A 24,543-nucleotide genomic window follows, 5' to 3' on the forward strand; every position below is an offset into this window, starting at 1 on the left:
CGACCGCTTCGTGTGGGGCACCGCCCGATCCGGTTTCGACCGGCCGATCGGGGGCAGGGCCGCCGAAAACCGGGCGATTCTGTCGGGGGTCGCGGTTAACGTCGATCACCGACGGCGCCGGAGATCCCGTAGCGCGGTCTCGTCGGGGGTGTCGAGGGTGCGCGCGCTGTCCTGGCGTCGGCTGGGTGGACCGGTGTCGGTCGTGGCGGTGGGCGCCGCGGTGGTGGCCGCGGTCGCGGAGGCGACGGCGGCGACCGTGGTGGGGGCGGTGGTGAGCGGGCCGACGGCCACCCTGGTCGCCGTGCTGGCCGCGCTGCTGCTGGGCGCCGCCCTGCTGGACACCCTGGGCCGGGTCCTGTTCTCCGGGGTGGTCGGGCGCGCGGAGGGAAGGCTCCGGTCGGACCTCGTGGGGTCCGCGCTGGCGCAGCCGCTGCCCGCGCTGGAGGACCAGGCGGTCGGTGAGCTCCTCGACCGGGTCGACGACGACTGCCGCCAGCTCGCCCAGCTCATCCGGCGGATCGGCTGGGAGACGGGCCGCTCGCTGCTGCGCTCGGTCGTCGCGTGGATCGTCGCCGGACTGGTGTTCTGGCCGGCGTTCGTCGTGTTCCCGCTGGTCGCCGCCGTGATCGTGCTGGTGGCGCGGCCGTTGACGCCGCAGATCGCGCGGGCCAAGGTCGCCGAGGAGACGGCCTGGTCGGACCACGCGGCGCAGCTGGAGGAGGCGGTCGCCGGGCAGGACGACGTGCGCACCTCGCTGGGCCAGCCGCACGTGGTGGCCGGGTTCGCCCGCCGGGCCGCGACGGTCGTCGCACGCACCCACGAGGTGTGCCGGATCGCGACCCGGCTCGGGCTGCGGACGGGCACCGTCGCGCACGCGCTGCTCGGGGCGCTCGCGCTCGGCGGGGTGTGGCTGGTCGCCGGCGACCCGGGCGGGATCGCCGCGCTGGTCACGCTGTGGCTGCTGGTCACCGCGTTCGTCGGGCAGATCGACGCGGTCGTCGACCGGATGCCCGACATCCAGGCCGGTCTGGGCGCGCTCACCCGGGTGTCGTCGCTGCTGGAGACCGAGCGGGAGCCCGAGGGCGGCCGTCCGCTGCCGCCGGGGCCCGCGGCGGTGGAGCTGCGCGGGTTGACCGCCGGGTACGACGACGGGTTCCGCCTGGGCGGGATCGACCTGACCGTCCCGGCCGGGACGACGTGCGCGCTGCTCGGCCGCACCGGCTCGGGGAAGTCGACGGTCACCAAGGTGCTCTCGCGCGCCGTGGAGCCGCCGCGCGGGCAGGTGTTCCTGGCCGGGGTCGACGTGCGCGATCTCGACCTGGACGGGCTGCGCCGCGCGGTCGGGGTCGTCACCCAGCGCACCGAGATCCTGGCGGCGACGCTCGCGGAGAACATCACCCTGTTCGACCCCGCCGTCCCGCGCGGCGCGGTCGAGGCCGCGACGGCCGCGCTGGGTCTCGACGAGTGGGTCGAGGCCCTGCCCGACGGCCTGGACACCCGCCTCGGCACCGGCGGGATCGCCCTGTCCTCCGGCGAGGAGCAGCTGGTGGCCTTCGCCCGGCTGCTGGTGCGCGACGTCGCCGTCGTCGTGCTGGACGAGGCCACGGCGCGGATGGACCCGCGCACCGAGGAGCGGGTGACCCGCGCGTCGCGGGCGCTGCTCGCGGGCCGCACCGGGATCGTCGTGGCGCACCGGCTGTCGACGATCCGCCGCGCCGACGCCGTCGCGGTGCTGTCCGACGGCCGCCTGGTCCAGCACGGTGCGCGGGAGCAGCTGGCCGCCGAGCCGGGCCGCTACGCCGACCTGCTCGCCGCGGACCGGTCCCTGCCCGGGTCCACGGGCGCCCCCGGGGCCGTCCGGATTGGGCCCGCGGCGGCGCGGCGCGACGGTGCGGTCGCCGTCGCCGACCCGGGGTCGCCGCTGCTGCACCGGGCGGTCCGGCGCGCGGTGCCGCCCGTGGACCCGGTTCCCGCTCCCCCGTTGTGGCGGGTCGTGCTGCGGCTGGCGCTGGCCCACCCGCGCTGGGGGCTGGCCGGCGGGTCGATGTTCACCCTCGCCACCCTGGGCTCGGCCACCGGTGTGCTCACCGGCTGGTTGTGGGGGCTCGTCGTCGCGGCACTGGAGGGCGGCGGCACGCCGTGGGGGCCCGCCGTCGCGCTGACGGTGGTGCTGATGCTGTTCCCGGTGTGGATCGCCGTCGCGTTCCGCACCTACCCGCGCTGGTGGTCCGCGACGACGCTGCGGCTGCGGCTCGGGGTGCTGCGCGGGCAGACCATGCAGCGGCGTGGTCCGCGCTCCCCCGCGGGCGAGGTCGTGGCGCGGGCGCTGGACTCGGACCGGATGATCCTCTACGTGGACCGCTGGGTCGACGTCACCAACTCGGTGGTCGTCGTCGTGGTGGCCGGGCTGGTGGCGGCCGACGTGCGCGCGGCCGCCGTCATCGGCGGGTTCCTGCTGGTCTGCGCGGGCGTCGCGGCGATCGGGGCGCCGTTCGTGGGGCGCTCCGGGCGGATCGCGGCCGACGCACGGGCCCGGTTCGGCACTGCCCTGGGGTCGGTCCTGGAGTCGGTGCGCACGGTGAAGCTCGCCGCCGCGACCGGCGCGCTGCGGGCCCACCTCGGCGCCGTCGACGGCGACCGGGTCCGGGCCACGGTCCGCGAGTACCGGGTGCGCACCCTGCTCGACGGCGTCCCCGGTGTGCTGCTGCAGGGCGCGGTGGTGCTCACCTGGTCGCTGTACCTGGCCGGGACCTGGCCGCTGGCGACGGCGCTGCTGGTGTCGACCACGCTGAACGGGACCGGGTTCCTGGGGCAGGTGTGCGCGGCCGCGGTCACCGAGGCCCCGATCGCACGGCGCTGGCTGCGGGCCGTCGCCCCGTTCGCGGGTCCCGCGGACCTGACCCGGCTGCCGCCGGGGGTCGACCTGGCCACCGGGGCCGCCCCGGCCCCGGAGCCGGTGGAGCGCGAGCCGCTGCAGCGACTGAGCCTGGAGAAGGTCGCCGCCGTGCACGACGACGGCACCGTCGGCGTCGAGGGTGTGGACCTCGACATCGACGCGGGCTCGCTGGTGCTGGTCACCGGCCAGGTCGGGTCGGGCAAGTCCAGCCTGCTCGCGGGACTGGCCGGGCTCGTGGGGCACGAGGGCGTCATCCGGTGGAACGGGCGCGCGGTCGAGGATCCGCAGACGTTCCTGCGTCCCGGGCAGGTCGCCTACGTCGGGCAGGTCCCGCGGGTGCTCTCGGGCACGTTCGGCGACAACATCGCCCTCGGGCACGACCGGCCGGTGCAGGACGCGGTCGGCGACGCCCGACTCGACCGGGACGTGGCCGCGGCGGGCGGGCCGGACGCCGTCGTCGGACACCGGGGCATCCGGCTGTCGGGCGGGCAGGTGCAGCGGGTCGCGATGGCCCGGGCGCTGGCGACCGGCGCCGAACTCATCGTCGCCGACGACGTGTCCTCCGCGCTGGACGTCCGCACCGAGATCGAGCTGTGGGCCGCGCTGCGCCGCCGCGGCAGCACCGTGGTCGGCGCGAGCACGAAGCGGGCGGCGCTGGCCCGGGCGGACCGGGTGGTCGTGCTGGACCGCGGGCGGGTCGCCGACGAGGGCACCTGGGACGAGCTGTCGGTGCGGTGGTCGCACCTGGCGGGCTGAGCCCGGTACCGCGGGCCCGGCCGGCTCAGCCGGGCGGGAGCGGGTGCCGGACGAGGAACGTCAGTACCTCGTCGGTTGCGCGCCGCTCCAGGAAGTAGGCGTGCCGGGCCCCGGGCAGCACGACGAGTTCGGCGCCGGGGATGCGCCGGGCGAGGCGGAGCCCGTTGTCGGGCGGGGTGAGCTCGTCGTCGCCGCCGTGCAGCACCAGGGTCGGGGCGGTGATCGTGGCGACCGCGTCCCACGCGTCGTGCCGTGCGCTCGCGCGGCGGTGGCCCGCCCGCGCCGCCGGACTCATCGTGTCGTCGCCGAGGACGGGCAGCGGGTCCGGGATCCGTGGGCCGGCCATGAGGCGGCGCAGCTCGCCGGCGTGGGTCGACGGCTCGGCCAGCCGGCGCGGCACCTCCGGGTCGGGGGCGACGGTGCCGGGTCCGCCCGCGGTGGTGCAGCCGAGCACCAGCGCGCCGACCCGGTCGGGGTGGTCGGCGGCCACCCACTGCGCGACCCTGCCGCCCATCGAGGTGCCGTAGACGTGGGCGCGACCGATCCCGGCCGCGTCGAGGACGGCGACGACGTCGCGGGCGAAGCGGCGGGTGCTCCAGTCGTGGTCGGCCGCGTCGTCGCTGGTCCCGGTGCCGGCGGTGTCGACGGCGACGGTGCGGTACCCGGCGAGGCCCTCGCGTACGGTGCTCCACCAGTGCCGCGCGTTGGCCTGCCCGGCCAGCAGGACCAGCGGCTCGCCACTCCCCCGGACGTCGAACCCGATTCCGGTCCCGTCCGGTGCGACGGCCCGTGCACTCACCGGACCACCCCCGGCTCGGGCCAGCCGATGCTCGGGGTGTGGCCACGCATGTTCCGCAGCCACCAGGCGTAGTCGTCGGGGACGAGTGAGAACGGGTCGTCATGGCCGAGCTCGCGGGCGGCCCACACCGGCCAGTGCGGGTCGGCCAGCGCCGGCCGCCCCAGCAACACGACGTCCAGGGCGCCGGACCGGACGGCCTCGTCGGCGGTCTGCGGTACACCGAGGTTCCAGCTCGCCGCGACCGGGATGCCGATCTCCGCACGGATCCGCCGGGCCCGATCGACCCACGCGCCCTGCTCGCCGCGCATCGCGTCGCGCGAGTCGGGGGTGTTCCCGCCGAAGGACAGGTCGGCCAGGTCCAGGCCGTGCTCGCGCATCCAGCCGATCGCGGTGACGGCGTCGTCGAAGGTGGTGCCGTCGGGGTGCAGGTCGTCGGCGCCGAGCCGCATGGTCAGCGGGTACTCCTCCGGCCACGCCCCGCGGACGGCGTCGAGCGCCTCCAGCAGGAACCGCGCGCGGTTCTCCAGGCTGCCGCCGTAGGCGTCGGTGCGGCGGTTGGAGATCGGCGAGAAGAAGCTCGACCCGAGGTAGCCGTGGGCGAAGTGCAGCTCCATCCACCGGTAGCCCGCCTCGGCGGCACGGCGGGCGGCGTCGGCCCACGCGCGGTGCAGACCGTGGATCTCGGCGACGGTCAGCTCGTGGACGGCGTGGTCGTGCTTCGGCCCGCCGAACGGCACCGGCGACGGTCCGGAGGTCAGCCAGCCGTCGGGATGCTCGGGCGGGAGCTGGGCCTTGCCCTCCCAGGGGAGCTGCTCGCTGCCCTTGCGGCCGGTGTGGGCCAGTTGGATCCCTGCGACCCCGCCCATCGCCTCGACCATGGCGACGGTGCGGGCGTGCCCGGGGACCTGGTCGTCGCGCCAGAGCCCGGCGCAGTGCACCGAGGTGCGCCCCTCGGCGCTGACGGCGATCTGCTCGCCGAAGACGAGTCCGAACCCGCCCGCCGCCCGGGCCCCGAGGTGCATGAGGTGGAAGTCGCCCATGTGCCCGTCGTGCGAGCGGTACATGGTCATCGGCGACATCGCGATGCGGTTGCGCAGGGTCACGCCCTGGAGCGTGTACGGGCTGAACAGGTGCGCCATTCCACGGACTACCCCGGGCGGCGGTGGATCACCGCGGCTCAGCCGCAGTGGTTCTCGTGCCCGGTGTGCGCGGCGTGCTCGACCTGCAGGGTGGAGTGGTCGAGCCCGAACCGCTCGCGCAGTTCGTGCCCGGCGCGGTCGAGCACCGAGGAGTCCCCGCAGTGCGCGGAGACCTCCTCGTCGACGACGACGTGCGCCGACATCGCGGGGGTGCGGTCGTTGATCGCCCACACGTGCAGGTCGTGCACGTCGGCGACTCCCTCGACGGCCAGTAGCGCCGCCTTGACCTCCTGGGCGTCGATGCCCTTGGGCGCCCCCTCCAGCAGGACGTGCGCAGCCTCGCGCAGCAGCGACACCGCGCGCGGGAGGATCAGCGCGACGATGAACAGCGAGGCGACCGTGTCCGCGTAGGGCCAGCCGGTCGTCATCAGGACGACGGCGGCGGCGAGCACGCCCACCGAGCCGAGGGCGTCGCCGAGGACGTGCAGCATGGCACCGCGCATGTTCATGTTCCCGCGGTCGCCGCCGGCCAGGACGGCCAGCGACACCAGGTTGCCGACCAGGCCGAGCACGCCGATGACCAGCAGCGGCAGGCCCGGGATCTCCGCGGGCACGAACAGCCGCTGCACCGCCTCGACGCCCACCCACGCCACGACCGCGACGAGGGTCAGCGCGTTCAGCGCGGCGACGAGCACCTCGGCCCGGCCCATCCCGTAGGTCCGCGACGTCGTCGCCGGTCGGGTGGCGAGCACGCTGGCGATCAGCGCAGCGACCAGCGCCCCCGCGTCGGTCAGCAGGTGGCCGAGGTCGGCCAGCAGCGCGAGCGAGCCGGTGTACACCGCGCCCGCCGCGCCGAGGACCGCCGTGACCAGGGTGACGCCCAGTGCCGTCGCGAGCCGGCGGCGGTCGGTGCCCGCCCCGGCGTGCCCGTGGCCCGACCCGCCGCCGTGTCCGTGTCCGTGCCCCATGCCGCCACCATACATGCATACATTCGCATGTGAATCGTGCGCGGACGGGTTCAGCCGGTGGGGACCGCCACGGACTCGATGCTCAACGCCCCGGCCTCGACACCGACCCGGGCGGTGCGGCCCGCGCCGATCCGCCCGTCGAGCAGCATCGACGACAGCGGGTTGTCGAGCTCGCGGCGGATGGTGCGGCGCAGCGGACGCGCCCCGAACTCGGGGGCGTGCCCGTGCTCGGCGAGCAGCGCGACGGCGTCGTCGCTGATCTCGAAGCCGATGTCCATCCGGCCGAGCCGGTCGCGGGTGTCGTCGAGCAGCAGCCGGGTGATCCGGGTGAGCTGCTCGGCCTCGAGCCGGCGGAAGACGATGGTCTCGTCGATCCGGTTCAGGAACTCGGGCCGGAAGACCTCCCGCAGCCGCGGCATCAGCCGGTCGCGCAGCACCGCGTCCTCCCGCTCGGCGGGGGTGGTGCCCGGACCGGCGGCCGGGCCGAAGCCGAGCGTGGTGCCGTGCCCGGTGATCAGCTCCGACCCCACGTTGGAGGTCATGATGATCACCGTGTGCCGGAAGTCGACGGTGCGGCCCTGGCCGTCGGTGAGCCGGCCGTCGTCGAGGACCTGCAGCAGCGTGTTGAACACGTCCGGGTGCGCCTTCTCGATCTCGTCGAGCAGCAGCACCGAGTACGGCCGCCGGCGCACCGCCTCGGTCAGCTCGCCGGACTCGCCGTAGCCGACGTAGCCGGGCGGGGCGCCGACCATCCGCGCGACGGTGTGCTTCTCGCCGTACTCGCTCATGTCCAGGCGGACCATGCGGTCCTCCTCGCCGAACAGCGCGACGGCCAGGGCGCGCGCCAGCTCGGTCTTGCCGACCCCGGTCGGGCCGAGGAACAGGAAGCTGCCCACCGGGCGGTTCTCGTCGCCGAGCCCGGAGCGCGAGCGGCGGATGGCCTCCGCCACGGCGGTGACCGCGGCGTCCTGCCCGACGACGCGCTGGTGCAGCTCGTCCTCCAGCTTGAGCAGCCGGTCCCGCTCGGCCTCGGTGAGCTGGGCGACCGGGATGCCGGTGGAGCGCGCGACGACCTCGGCGATCTCCTCGACGCCGACGACGGGTGCGCGGCCGTCGGGGTCGGTGGGGTCGGCGGCCAGCTCCTCGCGGGCGGCGGTGATCTCGTCGCGCAGCTGGGAGGCCTTCTCGTAGTCCTCGTGCGCGACGGCCTGGTCCTTGTCGCGCTGCAGCGCGTCGAGGCGCTGCTCGACGGCCCGCCGGTCCACGGTGGGGGTGCGGGTGCGCAGCCGGACCCGGGCCCCGGCCTGGTCGAGCAGGTCGATCGCCTTGTCCGGCAGGAACCGGTCGGTGACGTAGCGGTCGGACAGCTCCACCGCCGCGCGCAGCGCGTCCGGGGTGTAGCGGACCTGGTGGTGGGCCTCGTAGCGGTCGGCGAGGCCGCGCAGGATCGTGACGGCGTCCTCCACCGACGGCTCGGGCACCAGCACCGGCTGGAAGCGGCGGGCCAGCGCGCTGTCGGACTCGATGTGGCGGCGGTACTCGTCGAGCGTGGTGGCGCCGATGACGTGCAGCTCGCCGCGGGCCAGCGCGGGCTTGAGCAGGTTCCCGGCGTCCATCGCGCCGCCGTCCCCTCCCCCGGTGCCCGCGCCGACCATCGTGTGCAGCTCGTCGATGAACACGATCAGCGCGTCGCTGTGCGACCGGATCTCCTCGATCAGCGTGCGCATGCGTTCCTCGAAGTCGCCGCGGTACTTGGTGCCGGCGACCACCCCGGCCAGGTCCAGCTGCACGACACGGCGTCCGCGCAGGGTGTCGGGCACCTCGCCGTCGGCGATGCGCTGGGCGATCCCCTCGACGACGGCGGTCTTCCCGACCCCGGCCTCCCCGATCAGCACCGGGTTGTTCTTGGTCCGGCGGGACAGGACCTCGACGGTCTGCTCGATCTCGTCGGCGCGGCCGATGACCGGGTCCAGCCGGCCGCCGCGGGCGGCCTCGGTGAGGTCCTGGCCGTACTGGTCCAGGGTCGGGGTGCCGGTGTCCGCGACCGCGCCCGGGTCCGGGGTGCCCGTCGCGCCCGGCCCGGCGGGGGCCTGCGGGGTCATCGCGCCGGGGCTGAACCGGGAGCGGGCGAGCAGCCGGCCCGCGGCGGAGTCCTCGTTGGCGGCGAGCGCGAGCAGCAGGTGCTCGGGTCCGATGTAGCTCGACCCGAGCGAGCGGGAGATCTGGTGCGCGTCGAGCAGCGCGCGCTTGGCCGACGGCGTCAGCGACGGCGGCCGCCCCGCGTCGTGGCCGCCGCCGGGGCGTGGCAGGCGCTCCTCCAGGATGCGGGCGATCGTGTCCGGGTCGCCGCCGGCCCGGGCGATCCAGCCGCGGGTGGAGTCGGTGCGGGCGCAGGCCAGCAGGATGTGCGTGGCGTCGAGGTCGGTGTCACCGCGTTCCGCGGCCTCCTGGGCGGCCCGGGCCATGATCTCGCGGGCACCGCCGCTCAGCAGCCGCGTCAGGTCGATCCGGTGCACCGGGCCGCGGGGGTCGCCGGGGCCGAAGAAGTCGGTCATCGTCCACCTCTCGTCGGGTCGGGGCGATCGACTGCTTTCCCGGTGCCGGGCCCGTCGAAACCGTCCGCCTCAGGAGGTGGCGAGCACGTCCGCGGCGACGTCGCGGCAGACCTGCCAGCCGTGCTCGACCCCGAGCCCGCCCGGGTAGGTGGTGAGGACGGCCAGCGCGCGGTCCTCCCAGGCCAGCACGCAGTGCACGTTCCAGCCGTCGCCGCCGTGCAGGGTCCAGCCGTTCTTCTCCGCGACGGCGCCGGACAGCACGGGCCGGATCCCGGACCGCCCGTCCGGGGTGACGGCGTCGAGGTCGGCGAGCAGCTCGGGTCCGCCGGGCAGGGCCGGGGCGCGCTCGCGCACGCAGGCGAGGACGCGGGCGGCGTCGAGCGCGCTGACCTGTGTGTACGACCACCACCCGGGCCGCGACGTCGACACCGTCACCCCGCACTCCGGGCCGAGCCGCGCGGTGCTCGCGTCCCGGCCGAGCGCCCGGTAGAGGCGTTCGGCGGCGGCGTCGTCGGAGGCGCGGACGGCGGCGGCGATGTCGGCACGTACGGCGGGCGGGACCGGGAGGCCCCGCTGCGCGGCGGCCCGCAGGGTGTCCAGGGCCAGCCAGGCCTTGATCGTCGACTCGGCCTCGCTGCGGCGGGTCGCGGCGCCCGCGGAACCGGTCCAGCGGCCGTCGCCGGTGTCCAGCAGCGCCCAGGACACGGCGAGCCCCTCCTCCCCCTCCCGGTCGACGGCGAGCGTGCCGGGCGCGAGGTCGAACGGGTCGGCCGTCGCCGACCCGGTGATCGCCGCGAGGAGCTCGCGCAGGGTGCCGGGCGGCTCCGCGTCGGCCGCGGGGGCGTGCTGCAGCCGGGCGACGGACGGGGGTGTCTCGGCCGGGCCTGCCAGGGCCGTCGACACCGGCCCGGCGGCCCTGGCGGCCCCGGCGGCCCCGGCGGCCGGAGCCAGCACGAGCGCGGCGACGACGGCGAGCACCGCTCCCCGTGCCGCCCGGGACCGTCGGCGTCCCGGCCTCCGCTCCACCACGGCTCCTCCGGTCGTGGGCACCCGGTCGGTTGCCCACGACCGACATCGTGCCCCGATCGTGGCCGACCCGGACAGGGAGAACAGAACGTTCACACGGGATTATCAGGATCGTCGACGCACCTCGTGCGGCGCGTCGTCACCCGGCGTCATACCGTCACGCAACGACCGGTCGACCGACGACGAGTGGGGGTGGCGGAGTGGGCTGGACGCGCACGATGCCGGTGGAACGGATCCTGGCCCGGAGCGAGCACGGGGACGGGGGTGCCGACGGGCACGGGACGCCGCTCAAGCGCACGCTGAAGGCCCGTGACCTGGTCGGATTCGGTGTCGGCATCATCATCGGCACCGGCATCTTCACCCTCGCCGGGGTCGAGGCCCAGCAGCACGCGGGCCCCGCCGTCACGCTGTCGTTCCTGATCGGTGCGGTCGTCGCCGGGCTCGCCGCCGTCTGCTACGCCGAGCTGGCCTCCTCGGTCCCGACGGCGGGCTCGGCCTACACCTACGCCTTCGCCACCCTCGGCGAGGTCTTCGCCTGGATCATCGGCTGGGACCTCCTGCTGGAGTTCGGCCTCGGCCTCGCCGTCGTCTCGCGGAGCTGGTCCGGCTACCTGGCATCGCTGTTCGGGCTGCCGACGGCGTGGTTCGGCGAGGACGCGACGGTCAACGTCGGCGCGGTGCTGATCATCGCGCTGCTGACGGTCGTCGCGGTCGCGGGCATCCAGCAGTCGGCGCGGCTGACGAACCTGCTGGTGCTGGTGAAGCTCGCGGTCTGCGTGCTGATCCTGGCCGTGGGCGTGTTCTACATCGACCCGGCCAACCTGCAGCCGTTCATCCCGCCGGCGCAGGCACCCGAGGACGGCGGCTCGGTGTTCACCCAGCCGATCATCTCCGGGGTGTTCGGGCTCGCACCGACCGTGTTCGGCGTGGGCGGCATGCTCACCGCGGCCGCGGTGGTCTTCTTCGCCTACACCGGGTTCGAGGCGCTGGCCAACCTCGGCGAGGAGGCGAAGCGTCCCAACCGCGACCTGAAGATCGGCCTGCTCGGCGCGCTCGCCATCTGCGCGGTGCTCTACGTCGGTGTCTCGATCGTGCTCACCGGGATGGTCCCCTACACCGAGATCGACACCGGCGCCCCGCTGGCGTCGGCGTTCGCCGGCGTCGGGCTGCCGTGGGTGGGCGCGCTGATCGCGCTCGGCGCGGTCACCGGGCTGACCTCGGTGATGATGGTGGAGCTCGTGACCATCGGCCGGATCGGCTTCGCGATGGGTCGCGACGGCCTGCTGCCGAAGGCCATCGGCACCGCGCACCCGAAGTGGGGCACCCCGCACCGCATGACCATCATCGGTGGTGTCGTCTGCGCGGTGATCGCGGCGTTCACCCCGATCACCGCACTGGCCGACATGGTGTCGATCGGCGCGCTCTCGGCGATGATCATCGTGGCGATCGCGGTGCCGGTGCTGCGCCGGACCCGCCCCGACCTCGACCGGCCGTTCACCGTGCCGTTCTCGCCGGTGGTGCCGGCGATCACCGCGATCGCGTGCCTCTACCTGATGCTGAACCTGAACCTGGACACGTGGATCCGGTTCGTCGGCTGGCTGCTGCTCGGCCTCGTCGTCTACGCCGTCTACGGGCGGAAGCACTCGTTCCTCGCGCGCGAGGAACGGGAGGGTTCCGGGGCCGGGCGGGACCGGGCCTGAGCCGGTCCCGCCGGGCCGCGGGTCAGCGCTGCAGGGCCTCGCGGGGGGTGATCTCCCCGCGGGCCAGCGCCCGGCGGACCCGGCGGGCCGCGGTCAGCCTGCGACGGACCTGACGGACCGGCTCGACCTGCGTCGCGCGGTGCAGACGCTCGTTGAGCCGGCCCTGGTCGTGCCGGCGGTCGAGCAGCGACCAGGAGAAGGCCAGCGCGTCGTCGGCGCCCTCGAGGCGCTCGGGGACGGTCTCGAACCACTCCATGCTGGCCCGGGCCATCCGCTGGATGGGCGCCATCGCGGCGCGGCGACGCGCGTCGTACCCGGCGAGGGCGGCCTCGACGTCGTCGGTGCCGCGGGTCCCCCGCGGGTACAGCTCCTCGGCCAGCGCGATCGAGTCGGCGACCGCGAGCACGGTGCCCGAGCCGATGGCGAAGTGCGTGGTGTGCGCCGCGTCGCCGGCGAGGACGACGTTGCCGTCGCGCCAGGACATGTTCCGGACCTCGCGGAACTGCAGCCACGGCGAGGACCCCATGCCGGGCGGGGCGATCAGCGAGTGCCCGTCGAGCGAGCGGGCGAAGACGCCCTCGAGCATCCGCATGGCCTCGTCGGGCGCCGTCGTGTCGAGCCCCAGACCCGTCCACGTCTCCGGCGTGCACTCCACGATGCAGGTGCTGACGCAGTCCGCCGCGGGGTAGGCGTGCAACCAGATCCAGCCGGCGTGGGTCTTCTCGAACGCGAAGGTGAACGGTCGGAACGGCTTGCTCGTCCCGAACCACACGTAGCGGTTGGCGCCGTGGGCGACCCGGGTGCCGAAGACGTCGGCCCGGGCGGCGCGGATCGCGGACCCGACCCCGTCCGCGGCGACGACGACGTCCGCGTCCGCGGTCAGCGGGTCGCGTGCGGTGTCACCGTCGGCGGCGACGGCGGTGTCGAACATGAGCCTCACGCCGACCTGGCGGGCCCGCTCCGCCAGCACCTCCAGCAGTCGCGCACGGCCGATGGAGTAGCCGTAGCGCCCGCCGAGGTGCACCGGGCGCCCGGACACCTCCACGACCTGGGAGTCCCACACGTGCGCCGCGGCCCGCACCTTCTCGGCGCCGAGGGGGTCGGTGCGGAAGAGCTCGTCGAGAATGTCCTCACCGAGCGTGACCGCGAAGCCGGAGGCCGTGCCGGGCGCGTTGCGCTCCGCCAGGACGATCTCGTCCTGCCCACCCGACCGGAGCCGGGCCAGGATCGAGAAGTACAGACCGGCCGGTCCACCACCGACGACCACGATCTTCACACCGGACCTCCATCGGATGTCATCGATCTGGGACGCAACGACCCTACGAACGTGGCGGACCTGTGTGGACATCGGGTCCGGCCACGATCGGTGACGGTGCGCATGCCGGCGGCGAGCGGTTTCGCGGCGGAACTCAGCTCTGCCGACCGCGCAGGGCCGACCGCCGGACGCGGCGGGCGGTGGTCAGACCGCGCCGCACCTGACGCAGCGCGGGCACCTGGGTGGCGCGGTGCAGGGTGCGGTGGATGCGGCTCATGTCGCCCCGGCGGTCGGTGAGCGACCACGCGAACTCGACGGGGTCGGTGACCTGCTCGAGCTGACGACCGGCCTGCTCGAACCACTGCATGTTGCGCCGGGCGGCGTCCTGGACCGGGCCGACCTCCGCACGCCGGCGGGCGTCGTAGGCCGACAACGCGGCGCCGCGGCCGTTCGGGCAGGTCAGGTCGGCCGCAGCCGTCCGGCCCGCGACGCCGTAGAGGGCGTCGACCAGACCCATCGAGTCCTGCATGGCCAGCACGGTGCCCGAGCCGATCCCGAAGTGCGTGGTGTGCGCGGCGTCGCCGGCCAGCACGAGGTCGCCGTCGCGCCAGGTCCGGTTGCGGACCTCGCGGAAGCGCAGCCAGGGCTTGTCCCCGAGCCCGCCGAGGGGCTCGATGAGCCGGCGTCCGGCCAGCGTGCGGTGGAAGACCGACTCGACGAGCCGGACGGCCTCGGCCCCGGACATGTGGTCCAGGCCCAGCGCCTCCCAGGTGACGGGCTCGCACTCGACGATGCAGGTGCTGACCCCGTTCGACGAGGGGTACAGGTGGATCCACATCCAGCCCGCGTCGGTCGGCTGGAAGTCCCACACGAAGGTGTCGGAGTCGCTGTCGGCGCCGAGCCAGACGTAGGGGTTCGTCCCCTCGTCGACGGTGGTGCCGAAGTGCTCGGCGCGCGCGGTGCGGATCCGGCTGCCGACGCCGTCGCAGGCGACGACCAGGTCGGCGTCGAGGTCCGCGCGGTCGACCGGGGAGCCGTACTCGATCGTCACGCCCAGCTGCTCGGCCCGGCGCGCCAGCACGTCGAGCAGGTCGACGCGGGCGATCGCGTAGCCGTACTTGCCGCCGACGTGCACCGGGCGGTGGTCGCCGACCCGGATCTCCTGGGCGTTCCACAGCCGCGACGCGCGACGCAGGGCCTCACCGCCCTCGGGGTCGTTGCGGAACGCATCGTCGAGCATGTCCTCGCCGTAGGTGACGGCAAACCCGTGGGTCCGCCCCGCCTCGTTGCGTTCGTGCACGACGACCTCGTCGCGTCCACCGGACCGGAGCCTGGCGAGGACCGCCAGATACAGACCGGCCGGTCCCCCTCCCGCGCAGGCGATACGCACGCGAGCCCCCTTCGGTTCATCAAGTCACCGGAATGGATGCACCGTAGCGCAGCGATTGCGCGCCACGACGGGGTGTGTATGTCCGGGGTGTCCGACCCCGGCCGGTGCCGGGCCGTCCGGGCCCCTCCCCCTGGTAACCGGGTGGTCGACCCCTGGTTAGCGTGGTGGTGTGCACGCACTCAGCGGGACGTCCCGCGCCGCCGTCCGGTGGTGCGCGCGATGAGCGTCGGGGAGATGGTCGCCGGCCGGGTCCGCTCGGTCCGCCGCGAGATGGGCAACCCGCTCTACCGCAACGCGTACGCCCTGATGCTCAACACCGTCGTCAACTCCGGCTTCGGGTTGCTCTACTGGGTCTTCGCCGCGCGCGTGTTCAGCACCGAGGACGTCGGCCGTGGCAACGCCATGGTCAACCTGATGATGCTGATCTCGGTCCTGACCTCGCTGAACTTCGGTCAGGCCCTCATCCGCTTCCTCCCGACGGCCGGACGCGACTCACGGTCGCTGGTGCGGCTCGCGTACGGGATCAGCGCCGCCATGGCGGTCGTCGGCTCGGCCGCGGTCATGACCTACTGCCACGTCGCATACGCCCCCGGCGACCCGCTGCACGTCTCCCCCGGCTTCGCCGCGTGGTTCGTGGTCTCGACCGCCGCGTGGTCCATCTTCAACCTGCAGGACCAGGTCCTCACCGGGCTGCGCTCGGCGATGTGGGTGGTGCTGGAGAACGGCGTCTACGGCGTCGTGAAGCTCGGGCTGCTCGTGGTCGTCGCGTTCACCTCGGTGTCCGACGGCGTGTTCACCTCCTGGAGCGCGCCGGTCATCGCGCTGCTGGTGCCGTTCACCCTCCTGATCTCGCGGCGGCTGCTCCCCCGGCACACCGCCGAGACCGCGGACCGCGACGACGCGGGCGCCCCGGACCGCGCCACGCTCGCCCGCTACATGGGCGGCGACTACCTGGGCCAGGTGTTCAACCAGGCCATGTCGTCGTTCCTGCCGGTGCTGGTGGTCATGACGATCAGCCAGGCGGCCAGTGCCTACCTGCTGCCGGCCCAGACGGTCTTCCTCGCGATGAGCATGCTGTCGATGGCGATCACCTCGGCACTGGTCGTGGAGGGCTCCCGGAACCCGGCGCACGCGCACGTGTTCGCCCGGGCGGTGCTGCGGCGGATCTGCCTGCTGGTGTGGCCCGCGTCGCTGGTCATCGCGCTGGCCGCGCCGCTGCTGCTGTGGTTCTACGGGCCGCAGTACGTCGAGAACTCCACGACGCTGCTGCAGCTGCTGATGGCCTCGATGTTCCCGCGCGTGATCGTGACGATGTGGATGACGAAGTCCCGTCTGGCGAACCGCACCTTCCCCCTGGCCGTCCAGCAGCTCGTGCACTGCGCGATCGTGCTCGGCGGGATCCCGCTGCTGGCCCCGATGCTCGGGGTCGACGCCGTCGGCTGGATGTGGCTCGCGGGCGAGCTGGTCCTGGCGATCGCCTTCCTGCCGTCGGTGGTGCGCTGGCTGCGCCGGCCGGTCCCGCCGCACCCGCCCGGCGACGGCGGCCCGGACGGCCCCGCCGGCCCGGACGTCCCGGACGGCCCGGATCCCCTCGCCCGGGACGACGACACCCGGCCCATCGGCGGGCCGGAGGCACGGACCCACGAGTTCCCCCGCGTCCGCGACTGACCCGCGGTACCGCGGGCTCCGGCGCTCCCTCCGACTCAAGGGCCTCGGGGCTCCGGAGGTCCCGGGGCTCGGATCCACCGAGCTCCGGGCTTCCGGGCCTCCGATTCACCGAGCTCCGGGCTTCCGGGCCTCCGATTCACCGAGCTCCGGGCTTCCGGGCTCCGATTCACCCGACCTTCCGGCATCCGGAGCTCCGATCCGGCGAGCTCCGGGCGTCCGGGCGACAGACCGGCCCGCGGTCCGCCGGCCACCCGGGGCACTGGCCACCCAGCGCTCCTACTCGCGGGCGACCACAGCCGCGACGCCGCGGCCCGGCCCGGCCCGGCACGCCGGCCCCGGGCCCACACCTGCCCCCGGCTCGGCGGTCCCGTCGCACCTCGGACGAGGTCGTCGCACCCGCCGCATGGGGTGCGACGACCCCGTGCGGGGTGCGGCAGGTCGCGCGGGGGAACACGTCGGCTGCTTCGATGCGGCGTGCGCCCTGCCGAACCCCGCGGTCGTCCGCACCCCACGGAATCGCACGCCGCGCGACGAGGGTGGTCCTCACCCACGCTCCGACGAGCGCCCCACCGGGCGACGTGCGGGACAGACCTGTCGATCAGTACCTGAGTGCTGTCCGACCAGGCGCCGGCAACGCTCAGGTACTGATCGATCGGCGGCGGGCGCCGTCGTCGCACGCTCTCCGCGGCTCGCATCCCGGTTCCGCCCCGACGACCGCCAGGACAGCACCTCGGGGACCGGCGTCGGCGGCACACCGTCCCGACGCGACACCCCTTCGCGGGCGGCCACACCTGTTGCAGGGGGTGTGGCCGCCCGCGAAGGGGTGTGGACGGGGCGGCGACCCGCGACGACGCACGGCGGCCGTCGCGTGGTGTGCCGCGGCCGGCGGCGGGTCACCACGGGGTCGTCGGGGATCGGCGCGGCGGACGGGTGGGGCGGAGGGTGTGGCGCGGCGAGGGCGGCGCAGGACCAGGGGCTGCGCGAGAGCCCGGTCAGGAGCGCTGGATGAACTTCTCCGGGATCGGGGTCCCGTTGCGCCACAGGTTCCCCAGCGCCCGGTCGAAGGCGCGGGGCCGCAGCCGGACGAGCCCGCCGCCCGGGTTGTGGGTGATCTCGCCGAAGTAGACGTGGCCGTCGACGTCGTAGAGGTCGACGCGGGCGAAGGTGAAGTCCTTGCCCAGCGCGCGGGCGATCTCCAGCATCCGCTCGTAGGACGCGGGCTTCTCCGGCAGCGCGTCGGCCTGGGAGAAGCGCCCGGAGATCCGGAACGGCACCCAGTCCGGGTGCAGCATCGTCGAGGTGTGGGCGACGAAGCGGTCCTGGTCGATGACGACCATCGCGGGCTCGCCGTGGAAGACGAAGAACTTGTAGTCGGCGGGCGGTTTGGTGCCGTCGCCGATCATCTCCTCGACGACGGCGCGCGGGGTGAGCCCCTCGTAGGGGCGCTCGCGCCAGCCGTGGGTGAAGAAGTCGGTGCGCAGCCAGCGGGCGACCGTCGACCGGATCTTCGCGTGGTCGGCGGCGGCCGGGTGGCGCACCAGGATCGTCATGTCGCAGCCGTGGGTGCCCTTGACGACGTAGGGACCCGCGGGGGCCTCCAGGTCGAGGTCCTCGGGCCGTTCGACCACCTGGATGAGCGGGATGAGGTGCTGGGCCCCGATCCGCTCGGCCACGTGTTCCCGGACGGCGTACTTGTCCGCGGTGACGTGCACCAGCTCGGGCTGGTCGTCGAGGTTCTTCTTCGCGAGCAGCTGGGACCAGGTCCGCGGCCGCCGGAACGTCGTCAGCTCCCCCTGGAACAGGGCGTGGTGGGCGATCGCGAAGGCGCGGTGCGGCAGGAACCGGAGCCGCCGGGACAGCATCACCCGTGCGTCGAACGACATTCTCCGGACGATAGCGACCCTCTCCCACCACCCGGCGCACCGGCCCCGGACCGGGTGGCCGGCCGCCCGGGGCAACCACGGATGCCGCACGGACGTCACCAACAGTGCGCAGGCTCGTTGCCATTCGCGAGGAATGCCCGCAGCACGGCCTCGGTCGAGGGCGTGCCGAATGCTCTGCGTCACCCCTTACGGTGAAGGCGGGGCCGACGGCGCCGAAGACCGGCGCACCCCGGAAGGAGCAGGCGACTGTGCCGATCGTGCGGAACCCCCACGTTCTCGTCACCGTGATCACCCCGGCCTACAACGTCGGTCCCTGGATCGGCGAGGCCATCGACTCGGTGCTCGCGCAGACCGAGTCCCGGTTCGAGTACCTCGTCGTCGACGACGGGTCGACCGACGACACCGCCGACGTCGTCCGCTCGCGCGCCGAGCGCGACCCGCGGGTGCGACTGATCCAGGTGGAGAACGGCGGCTCGGGTGCCGCGCGCAACCGCGCCCTGGCCGAGAGCGCCGCCCCCTTCGTCGCGTTCCTGGACGGCGACGACCGCTGGCACCCCGAGTTCCTGTCGCACATGCTCGAGACCATGCACACCGCCCCGCCCGGGGTCGGGATGGCGTACTGCCACACCCGCGTGATGCTGGAGTCCGGGCAGGTCGTGGCGCTGCGCTGGCAGCCGTCGGGCAAGGTCGACATCGACAAGCAGCTGGTGGAGAACAACCCGCCGCACAACGGCAGCTCGCTGATGATCCGCCGGGCCTGCTTCGACCAGGTCGGCGGCTTCGACTGCTCGCTGCCCTCCGCGGTCGACTTCGAGATGTGGCTGCGGATCGCCGCCGGCTCGAACTACCCGCTGATGTGGGGCACCCGCCGCTGGCTGCTCGACATGCGCCTGATGCGCACCGGGTCGATCAGCTCCAACCGGCAGCGGCGGTTCGAGTGCCTGGACAAGGTCATCGCCGACTACGCCCCGCGGATGGGCCGCCAGCACCCGGGCATGGCCTACGTCCGGCCCGCGGTCTTCGCCTACCGCGACGGGCTGGACGACTTCGGCGACCGGTGGGCGCTCCTCGCCCGCGAGGCGGGCGCGAAGGAGCTCGCGAAGGACTCGTGGGGCCGGTCGCTGCTGGCCTGGAGCAGCGCGGGCCGCGAGCGTCGCGCGCAGCTGCGCAACGTCCGCGACACCGCCCGCAACGGTGCCTACAAGGGGATGTCCGGGGCGCTGCGGACCGCGGTGAAGATCAACTCGCTGCGGGGATGATCCCGGCGCGCGGCGGGTATCCCCCGGCGTGCGACTGACCAGGGCGATCCCGTACCGCGGCGGCCTCACCCGTCGTCGTCGGGGGCGGGGGTTCAGCTACCACGACGCGACCGGCGCCGCCGTCGCCGCGCCGGTGCGGGCCCGGATCGAGGAGCTGGTGATCCCGCCCGCCTGGCGGGACGTGTGGATCTCCGAGCGGGAACGCGACCACATCCAGGCCGTCGGCTACGACGACGCGGGCCGCCGCCAGTACGTCTACCACCCGCGCTGGCACGCCGACCGCGACACCGAGAAGCACGACCGCGTGCTGGAGCTCGCCCGCAGGCTGCCCCGTTTCCGTGAGCGCGTGCAGCGCGCACTCGACGGCCGCGGGACCGGCCGCGACCGGGTGCTCGGCGGGGCGATGCGCATCCTCGACCTCGGGGTGTTCCGTACCGGCGGCGAGCAGTACGCCGAGGAGAACGGCACCTTCGGGCTGTCGACGCTGCGCCGCGAGCACGTCCGGCTGCGCGGCGGCGGGTGCGAGTTCTCCTACACCGCCAAGGGCGGCATCCACCGGCGCGTCCGGATCCGCGACGACGGCCTGGTCCGCCTGGTCCAGGCACTGCGCCGGGCCCGCCCGGACGGCGACCGCTTCCTCGTCCACCGCGACGGGCGGCGCTGGCGCGAGATCCGCTCCGACGACGTCAACGACCACTTCCGGTCGCTCACCGACGCCGCGCACACCGCAAAGGACCTGCGGACCTGGAACGCCACCGTCGTCGCCGCGGTCGCGTTCGCCGAGCACGGCTCCGCCGGTGGCGCCGAGCTGTCCGCGACCGCGCTGAAGCGGGCCGAGGCCGCCGCGATGCGCCAGGTCGCCCGGGCACTGGGCAACACCCCGGCCGTCGCCCGCAGCAGCTACGTCGACCCGCGTGTGGTGCGGGCCTTCGAGGAGGGCCACACGGTCGCGGCCGGGCTGCGCCGCATCCCGCGCGGCGCCGACGAGCACCGCAGCCGGGTCGCCGTCGAACGGGCGGTGCTGCGTCTGCTCGAACGCCACAGCTGACCCCGCGGCCCGCCGGCGCCCGCCGGTCGGCGCATGATGGGGCCGTGGTGGCAGTCGAGGCGGGCCGGACGGAACGACGGGCCCGGGCGGCGGTGGCCTTGGTCTTCCTCACCAACGGCCTGGTCTACGCGAACCTGCTGCCCCGCTTCCCGCAGATCAAGGCCGATCTCGGCCTGTCCAACACCCAGCTCGGGCTGGCGGTGGCCGCGATGCCGTTCGCGGCGCTGCTGGCCGGGCTGACCGCGGGCCCGCTCATCGCCCGGTTCACCTCGGCGAGGGTGGCCTCGTTCGGGATGGCGGTGATCGCGCTCGGTGTCGTGCTGGTGGGGTTCGCGCCGTCCTGGGCGCTGTTCGCCACGGCGATGCTGCTGGTCGGGGCGTCCGACGCCGTCGTCGACGTCGCGCAGAACGCGCACGGCCTGCGGGTGCAGCGCCGCTACGGCCGGTCGATCCTCAACGGGTTCCACGCGCTCTGGTCGGTCGGGGCGGTCGCGGGCGGGCTGATGGGCTCGGCCGCCGCCGGGATCGGGCTGGCGCTGCCGGTGCACCTGGGGCTGTCCTCGCTGCTGTCGGTGGTGATCGCCGTCGCGGTGTACCCGCTGCTGCTGCGCGGCGACGACGGTGACGACCGCCCGGCCTCCGACGCGGTCGACGGTGCACCGCCGCGGCGGCCGTGGACCGGGCTCGGCCCCCGCACCGTGGCGCTGCTCGCCGTGTTCGGGCTGGTCGCGATCTCCGGCACCCTGGTCGAGGACTCCGGCGCCACCTGGGCGGCGGTGTACCTGCAGGGGCTCGGGGCCGGCGCGGCCGTCGCCGGCCTCGGGTTCGTGGCGCTGCAGGGCTGCCAGTTCGTCGGCAGGCTGATCGGTGACCGGATGGTCGACCGGTTCGGCCAGCGCGCGGTGGCCCGTGCCGGCGGTGGGCTGGTGCTCGCCGGGATGGGGCTCGCGCTGGCGTTCCCGACGGTGCCCGGGACCGTCGCCGGGTTCGGTCTCGCCGGGTTCGGGGTGGCGACGCTCGTCCCGGCCGCGATGACCGCCGCCGACCACCTGCCGGGGCTGGCCCCGGGGACCGGGCTGACGATCGTCACCTGGCTGATGCGGGTGGGGTTCCTGGTGTCCCCACCGGTGGTCGGGCTGGTCGCCGACGCGACGTCGCTGCGGGTCGGGCTGCTGGTCGTCCCGGTGGCCGGGCTGGTCGTCGTGCTCGTCGCGGGGGTGCTGGCCGGTCGTCGCGCCCGGATGTGAGCGCCGGTCGACACGATCACGACGGGAACGGACAGGATCTCCGGTGCGTCTCGACACGAATCGGACGACCCCATAGCGTCACCGCGCATGACCTCCACCGTCCCGCCGGCGTCGCCGGGACCCGCACTCCGGTCCTCCCGCAAGGTCGCCACCGCCAGCCTGGTCGGCACCACCATCGAGTGGTACGACTTCTTCATCTTCGGCACGGCCGCGGCCCTGGTGTTCAACCGGGTGTTCTTCCCGTCGGTCGACCCCGTCACCGGAACCCTGTCCGCGTTCGGCGCGTTCGCCGTCGGGTTCATCGCCCGCCCGCTCGGCGGGGCGGTGTTCGCGCACTTCGGCGACAGGGTCGGCCGGAAACCGATGCTCGTCTACTCGCTGCTCCTGATGGGCGCGGCGACCGTCGGGATGGGGCTGCTGCCCGGCTACGACACGCTCGGGGTCTGGGCTCCGGTCCTGCTGGTGACGCTGCGGTTCCTGCAGGGGTTCGGCGTCGGCGGCGAGTGGGGCGGTGCGGCGCTGATGGCCGTCGAGCACGCCCCGTCGCACCGGCGCGGGTTCTACGGCAGCTGGCCGCAGGTCGGCGTGCCGCTCGGCCTGGTGCTGGGGACGGCGACGTTCGCGGTGCTGTCCGCGACGCTGACCGACGAGCAGTTCCTGGCGTGGGGCTGGCGGGTGCCGTTCCTCGCCAGCATCGCGCTGATCGCGGTCGGGATGTGGATCCGGCTCGGCGTCCACGAGTCGCCGGTGTTCCGGAAGGCGATGGACGAGAAGGCCGCGAACCGGATGCCGGTGCTGGAGGCGCTGCGCACCTACCCGAAGGAGATCCTGCTCGCCGCCGGGTCGTTCCTGGCGACGAACTCGACGTTCTACGTCTCCTCGGTCTGGCTGGTCACCTACGCGACGCAGTCCCTGTCCTACGACCGCACGACGATCCTCGCGGCGAACTCGGTGCTGTCGCTGTCGGACATCCCGCTGATCATGGCGTTCGGTCTGCTGTCGGACCGGATCGGGCGTCGTCCGATGTTCGTCGGTGGGATGGCGCTGCTCGCGGTGTTCGCGGTGCCGTACTTCTGGCTCGTGTCGACCGGCAGCATCTGGCTGTTCCTGCTGGGCGGGCTGGTCGTGCAGGTGGCGCGCTCGGCGGTGTACGGGCCGCAGTCGGCGTTCTTCGCCGAGCAGTTCTCCACCAGCATGCGGTACTCGGGGGCGTCGCTGGCCTACCAGATCGCGTCGATCCTGGGCGGTCTCGCGCCGCTGCTGTGCACCGCGCTCGTCGCGCTGACCGGTTCGCTCTACGCCGTCGCCGGCTACGTCGTCGGGATCGCGCTGGTGTCGATGGTCTGCTCGTGGCTGATGACCGAGACGCTGCGGTCGGGGCTGCGCGAGGACACCGCCGCCGTCGCCCGGACCTGACCCCTACCGTCCGCCGGTCGCGGTCACCGGCGTGCCCCGTCCGCGGGCACGCCGGGCCGCGACCAGGTCGGTGACCCCGAGCACGAGGGCCAGCGCCACCAGCCCGACGGTGATGAGCAGGCCGTGCGAGATGGCGTCCGCCCAGTCCCCGCCGGACGCGGTGAGCCTGCCGAAGAACACCGCGCCGACCGCGGACAGCCCGATCGCCGTCCCGATCCGCTGCCCGGTCTGCAGCACCCCGCCCGCGGTGCCGCCGGAGGTGTGCGGGATCTCCGACAGCGCGAGGGTCTGGTTCGGCGCGATCACCAGCCCTCCGCCCGCCCCGGCGAGCAGCAGCGGCCCGGCGATCGCGAGCCCGGTCCACGGGCTGTGCGCGGTCGCGGCCAGGACCAGGTCGGTGACGCCGAGCCCGACCATCACCGTCGCCAGCCCGACGACGATCATCGGCTGCCCGAACCGCGCCACCAGGCGCCCGCTGAGTGCGGAGGTGACGGCCGAGCCGAGCGCGAACGCCGTCATCGTCAGCCCGGTCTGCAGCGGGGTGTAGCCCAGCCCGTTCTGCAGGTAGAGGGTGAGCACGAAGAAGATCGAGGTGAACCCGGCGAAGTAGACGGTGCCCAGCGAGGCCCCGACGGCGTAGCTGCGGGTCCGCAGCAGCGCGAAGTCGATCAGCGGGTGCCCGTGGACGCGCTTGGCCCGACGCTCCCACGCCACGAACGCCACCAGCGCCGCGACCGAGACCGCCACCAGCCACCACGGCGCCGACGCCGGGTCCCGCTCGGCGAGCACCAGCGGCAGCATCAGCGCGACGACGGCGACGCCGAGCAGCACCGAGCCGCCCAGGTCCAGCGGGCGCCGCTCCCCCGTGGTCACGGTGTCGGCGGGCAGCAGCCGGAACGCCGCGACCAGCGCCGCGGCGCCGATCGGGATGTTGATGAAGAAGACCCAGCGCCAGCCGTCGGCGTCGCCGGCCCAGGCCAGCAGCAGCCCGCCCAGCAGCGGGCCGACCGCGGTCGAGATCCCGACGACGGCGCCGAACATGCCGAACGCGGTGCCCCGCTCCGGGCCGCGGAACAGGTCCTGGATGAACCCGACGACCTGCGGGGACAGCAGGCCGGCCGCGACGCCCTGCACCAGCCGGACCGCGACGAGCACCTCCGGGTTCGGGGCGAACCCGGCGACCGCGCTGGTCAGGGTGAACAGGGCGAGGCCGGTGACGAACATACGGCGGCGGCCGCGGTCGTCACCGAGACGCCCGGACGCGACCAGGACCAGCCCGAACGTCAGCGCGTAGCCGGACACGATCCAGGACAGCTGCGCCGCCGAGGCCCGCAGGCCGGCCTGCATGGCGGGCAGCGCGACGTTCACGATGCTGACGTCGAGCAGGCTCATGAACCCGGCGACCAGGCAGACCGACAATGCCCGCCAGCGTCGCGGGTCGGGGGTGTACGCCTCGGGCGCGGTGCGGTCGTCGCTCACAGTCCCTCATTCCGCGTCCGGGCGATGCGGGCCGCAACTCGAACCCGGGTCCTGCGGAC

Annotated in this window: 16 protein-coding genes; 7 read left to right on the forward strand and 9 right to left on the reverse strand. The window is 74.4% G+C overall.

Annotation, left to right across the window (positions count from 1 at the left end):
* Positions 1–157: 157 nt before the first annotated feature.
* A complete protein-coding gene (locus tag AC0GKK_RS04150; RefSeq protein WP_489883201.1) occupies positions 158–3,652 on the forward strand; it encodes an ATP-binding cassette domain-containing protein in 3,495 nt (1,164 codons plus the stop codon).
* 25 nt (positions 3,653–3,677) lie between these two features.
* Here the strand turns inward: AC0GKK_RS04150 and AC0GKK_RS04155 are convergent, their stop codons facing one another.
* The 5 genes from AC0GKK_RS04155 to AC0GKK_RS04175 all read right to left on the reverse strand — a co-directional run bounded on the left by AC0GKK_RS04155 (position 3,678) and on the right by AC0GKK_RS04175 (position 10,091).
* Positions 3,678–4,451, reverse strand: a complete 774-nt coding sequence (locus tag AC0GKK_RS04155; protein ID WP_489883202.1) for an alpha/beta fold hydrolase — start codon at positions 4,449–4,451, stop codon at positions 3,678–3,680.
* Positions 4,448–5,554 carry an oxidoreductase gene (locus tag AC0GKK_RS04160; RefSeq protein ID WP_489883203.1) on the reverse strand — a complete coding sequence of 369 codons (1,107 nt, stop codon included), beginning with the start codon at positions 5,552–5,554 and terminating at the stop codon, positions 4,448–4,450. Before AC0GKK_RS04160 ends, AC0GKK_RS04155 begins: the two co-directional genes overlap by 4 nt.
* A 74-nt stretch (positions 5,555–5,628) precedes the next feature.
* Complete coding sequence (locus tag AC0GKK_RS04165; protein WP_489883204.1) at positions 5,629–6,558, reverse strand: cation diffusion facilitator family transporter; 930 nt, start codon at positions 6,556–6,558, stop codon at positions 5,629–5,631.
* Positions 6,559–6,608: 50 nt separating this feature from the next.
* The gene (locus AC0GKK_RS04170) at positions 6,609–9,113 is read right to left on the reverse strand and encodes an ATP-dependent Clp protease ATP-binding subunit (protein ID WP_489883205.1); all 2,505 of its coding nucleotides are present in this window, start codon (positions 9,111–9,113) and stop codon (positions 6,609–6,611) included.
* Positions 9,114–9,182: 69 nt separating this feature from the next.
* Complete coding sequence (locus tag AC0GKK_RS04175) at positions 9,183–10,091, reverse strand: hypothetical protein (RefSeq protein ID WP_489883206.1); 909 nt, start codon at positions 10,089–10,091, stop codon at positions 9,183–9,185.
* Between the two features lie 248 nt (positions 10,092–10,339).
* Between AC0GKK_RS04175 and AC0GKK_RS04180 the strand changes: the two genes are divergently transcribed.
* Positions 10,340–11,839 carry an amino acid permease gene (locus AC0GKK_RS04180; protein WP_346102653.1) on the forward strand — a complete coding sequence of 500 codons (1,500 nt, stop codon included), beginning with the start codon at positions 10,340–10,342 and terminating at the stop codon, positions 11,837–11,839.
* Positions 11,840–11,861: 22 nt separating this feature from the next.
* On the opposite strand, the gene AC0GKK_RS04185 is transcribed toward AC0GKK_RS04180, so the two are convergent.
* Together AC0GKK_RS04185 and AC0GKK_RS04190 are read right to left on the reverse strand one after the other, a co-directional pair.
* Positions 11,862–13,115 (reverse strand): FAD-dependent monooxygenase, encoded by a 1,254-nt coding sequence (locus AC0GKK_RS04185; RefSeq protein ID WP_489883207.1) that lies wholly within the window; start codon positions 13,113–13,115, stop codon positions 11,862–11,864.
* A 133-nt stretch (positions 13,116–13,248) separates the two neighbouring features.
* Positions 13,249–14,394, reverse strand: a complete 1,146-nt coding sequence (locus AC0GKK_RS04190; RefSeq protein WP_482637290.1) for an FAD-dependent monooxygenase — start codon at positions 14,392–14,394, stop codon at positions 13,249–13,251.
* 309 nt (positions 14,395–14,703) lie between these two features.
* On the opposite strand from AC0GKK_RS04190, the gene AC0GKK_RS04195 reads away from it, so the two are divergent.
* Positions 14,704–16,152 carry a lipopolysaccharide biosynthesis protein gene (locus AC0GKK_RS04195; RefSeq protein ID WP_476654476.1) on the forward strand — a complete coding sequence of 483 codons (1,449 nt, stop codon included), beginning with the start codon at positions 14,704–14,706 and terminating at the stop codon, positions 16,150–16,152.
* A 992-nt stretch (positions 16,153–17,144) separates the two neighbouring features.
* Here the strand turns inward: AC0GKK_RS04195 and AC0GKK_RS04200 are convergent.
* The gene (locus tag AC0GKK_RS04200) at positions 17,145–18,035 is read right to left on the reverse strand and encodes an ATP-grasp fold amidoligase family protein (protein ID WP_405417647.1); all 891 of its coding nucleotides are present in this window, start codon (positions 18,033–18,035) and stop codon (positions 17,145–17,147) included.
* Between the two features lie 257 nt (positions 18,036–18,292).
* Between AC0GKK_RS04200 and AC0GKK_RS04205 the strand changes: the two genes are divergently transcribed.
* The 4 genes from AC0GKK_RS04205 (at position 18,293) to AC0GKK_RS04220 (ending at position 23,005) form a co-directional block, all read left to right on the forward strand.
* Positions 18,293–19,294 (forward strand): glycosyltransferase family 2 protein, encoded by a 1,002-nt coding sequence (locus tag AC0GKK_RS04205; protein WP_168172231.1) that lies wholly within the window; start codon positions 18,293–18,295, stop codon positions 19,292–19,294.
* A gap of 28 nt (positions 19,295–19,322) precedes the next feature.
* A complete protein-coding gene (locus AC0GKK_RS04210) occupies positions 19,323–20,342 on the forward strand; it encodes a DNA topoisomerase IB (RefSeq protein WP_178375090.1) in 1,020 nt (339 codons plus the stop codon).
* A gap of 44 nt (positions 20,343–20,386) precedes the next feature.
* The gene (locus AC0GKK_RS04215) at positions 20,387–21,589 is read left to right on the forward strand and encodes an MFS transporter (RefSeq protein ID WP_405417652.1); all 1,203 of its coding nucleotides are present in this window, start codon (positions 20,387–20,389) and stop codon (positions 21,587–21,589) included.
* An 87-nt stretch (positions 21,590–21,676) separates the two neighbouring features.
* Entirely contained in the window at positions 21,677–23,005 is a 1,329-nt protein-coding gene (locus AC0GKK_RS04220) for an MFS transporter (RefSeq protein WP_405417654.1), read from the forward strand.
* A 3-nt stretch (positions 23,006–23,008) separates the two neighbouring features.
* Here AC0GKK_RS04220 and AC0GKK_RS04225 read toward each other — a convergent pair whose 3' ends face one another.
* Positions 23,009–24,484, reverse strand: coding sequence for an MFS transporter (locus tag AC0GKK_RS04225; protein ID WP_489883208.1), 1,476 nt, complete (start codon positions 24,482–24,484; stop codon positions 23,009–23,011).
* Positions 24,485–24,543: the final 59 nt, after the last annotated feature.

Source organism: Pseudonocardia sp. P-1 (assembly GCF_058111925.1).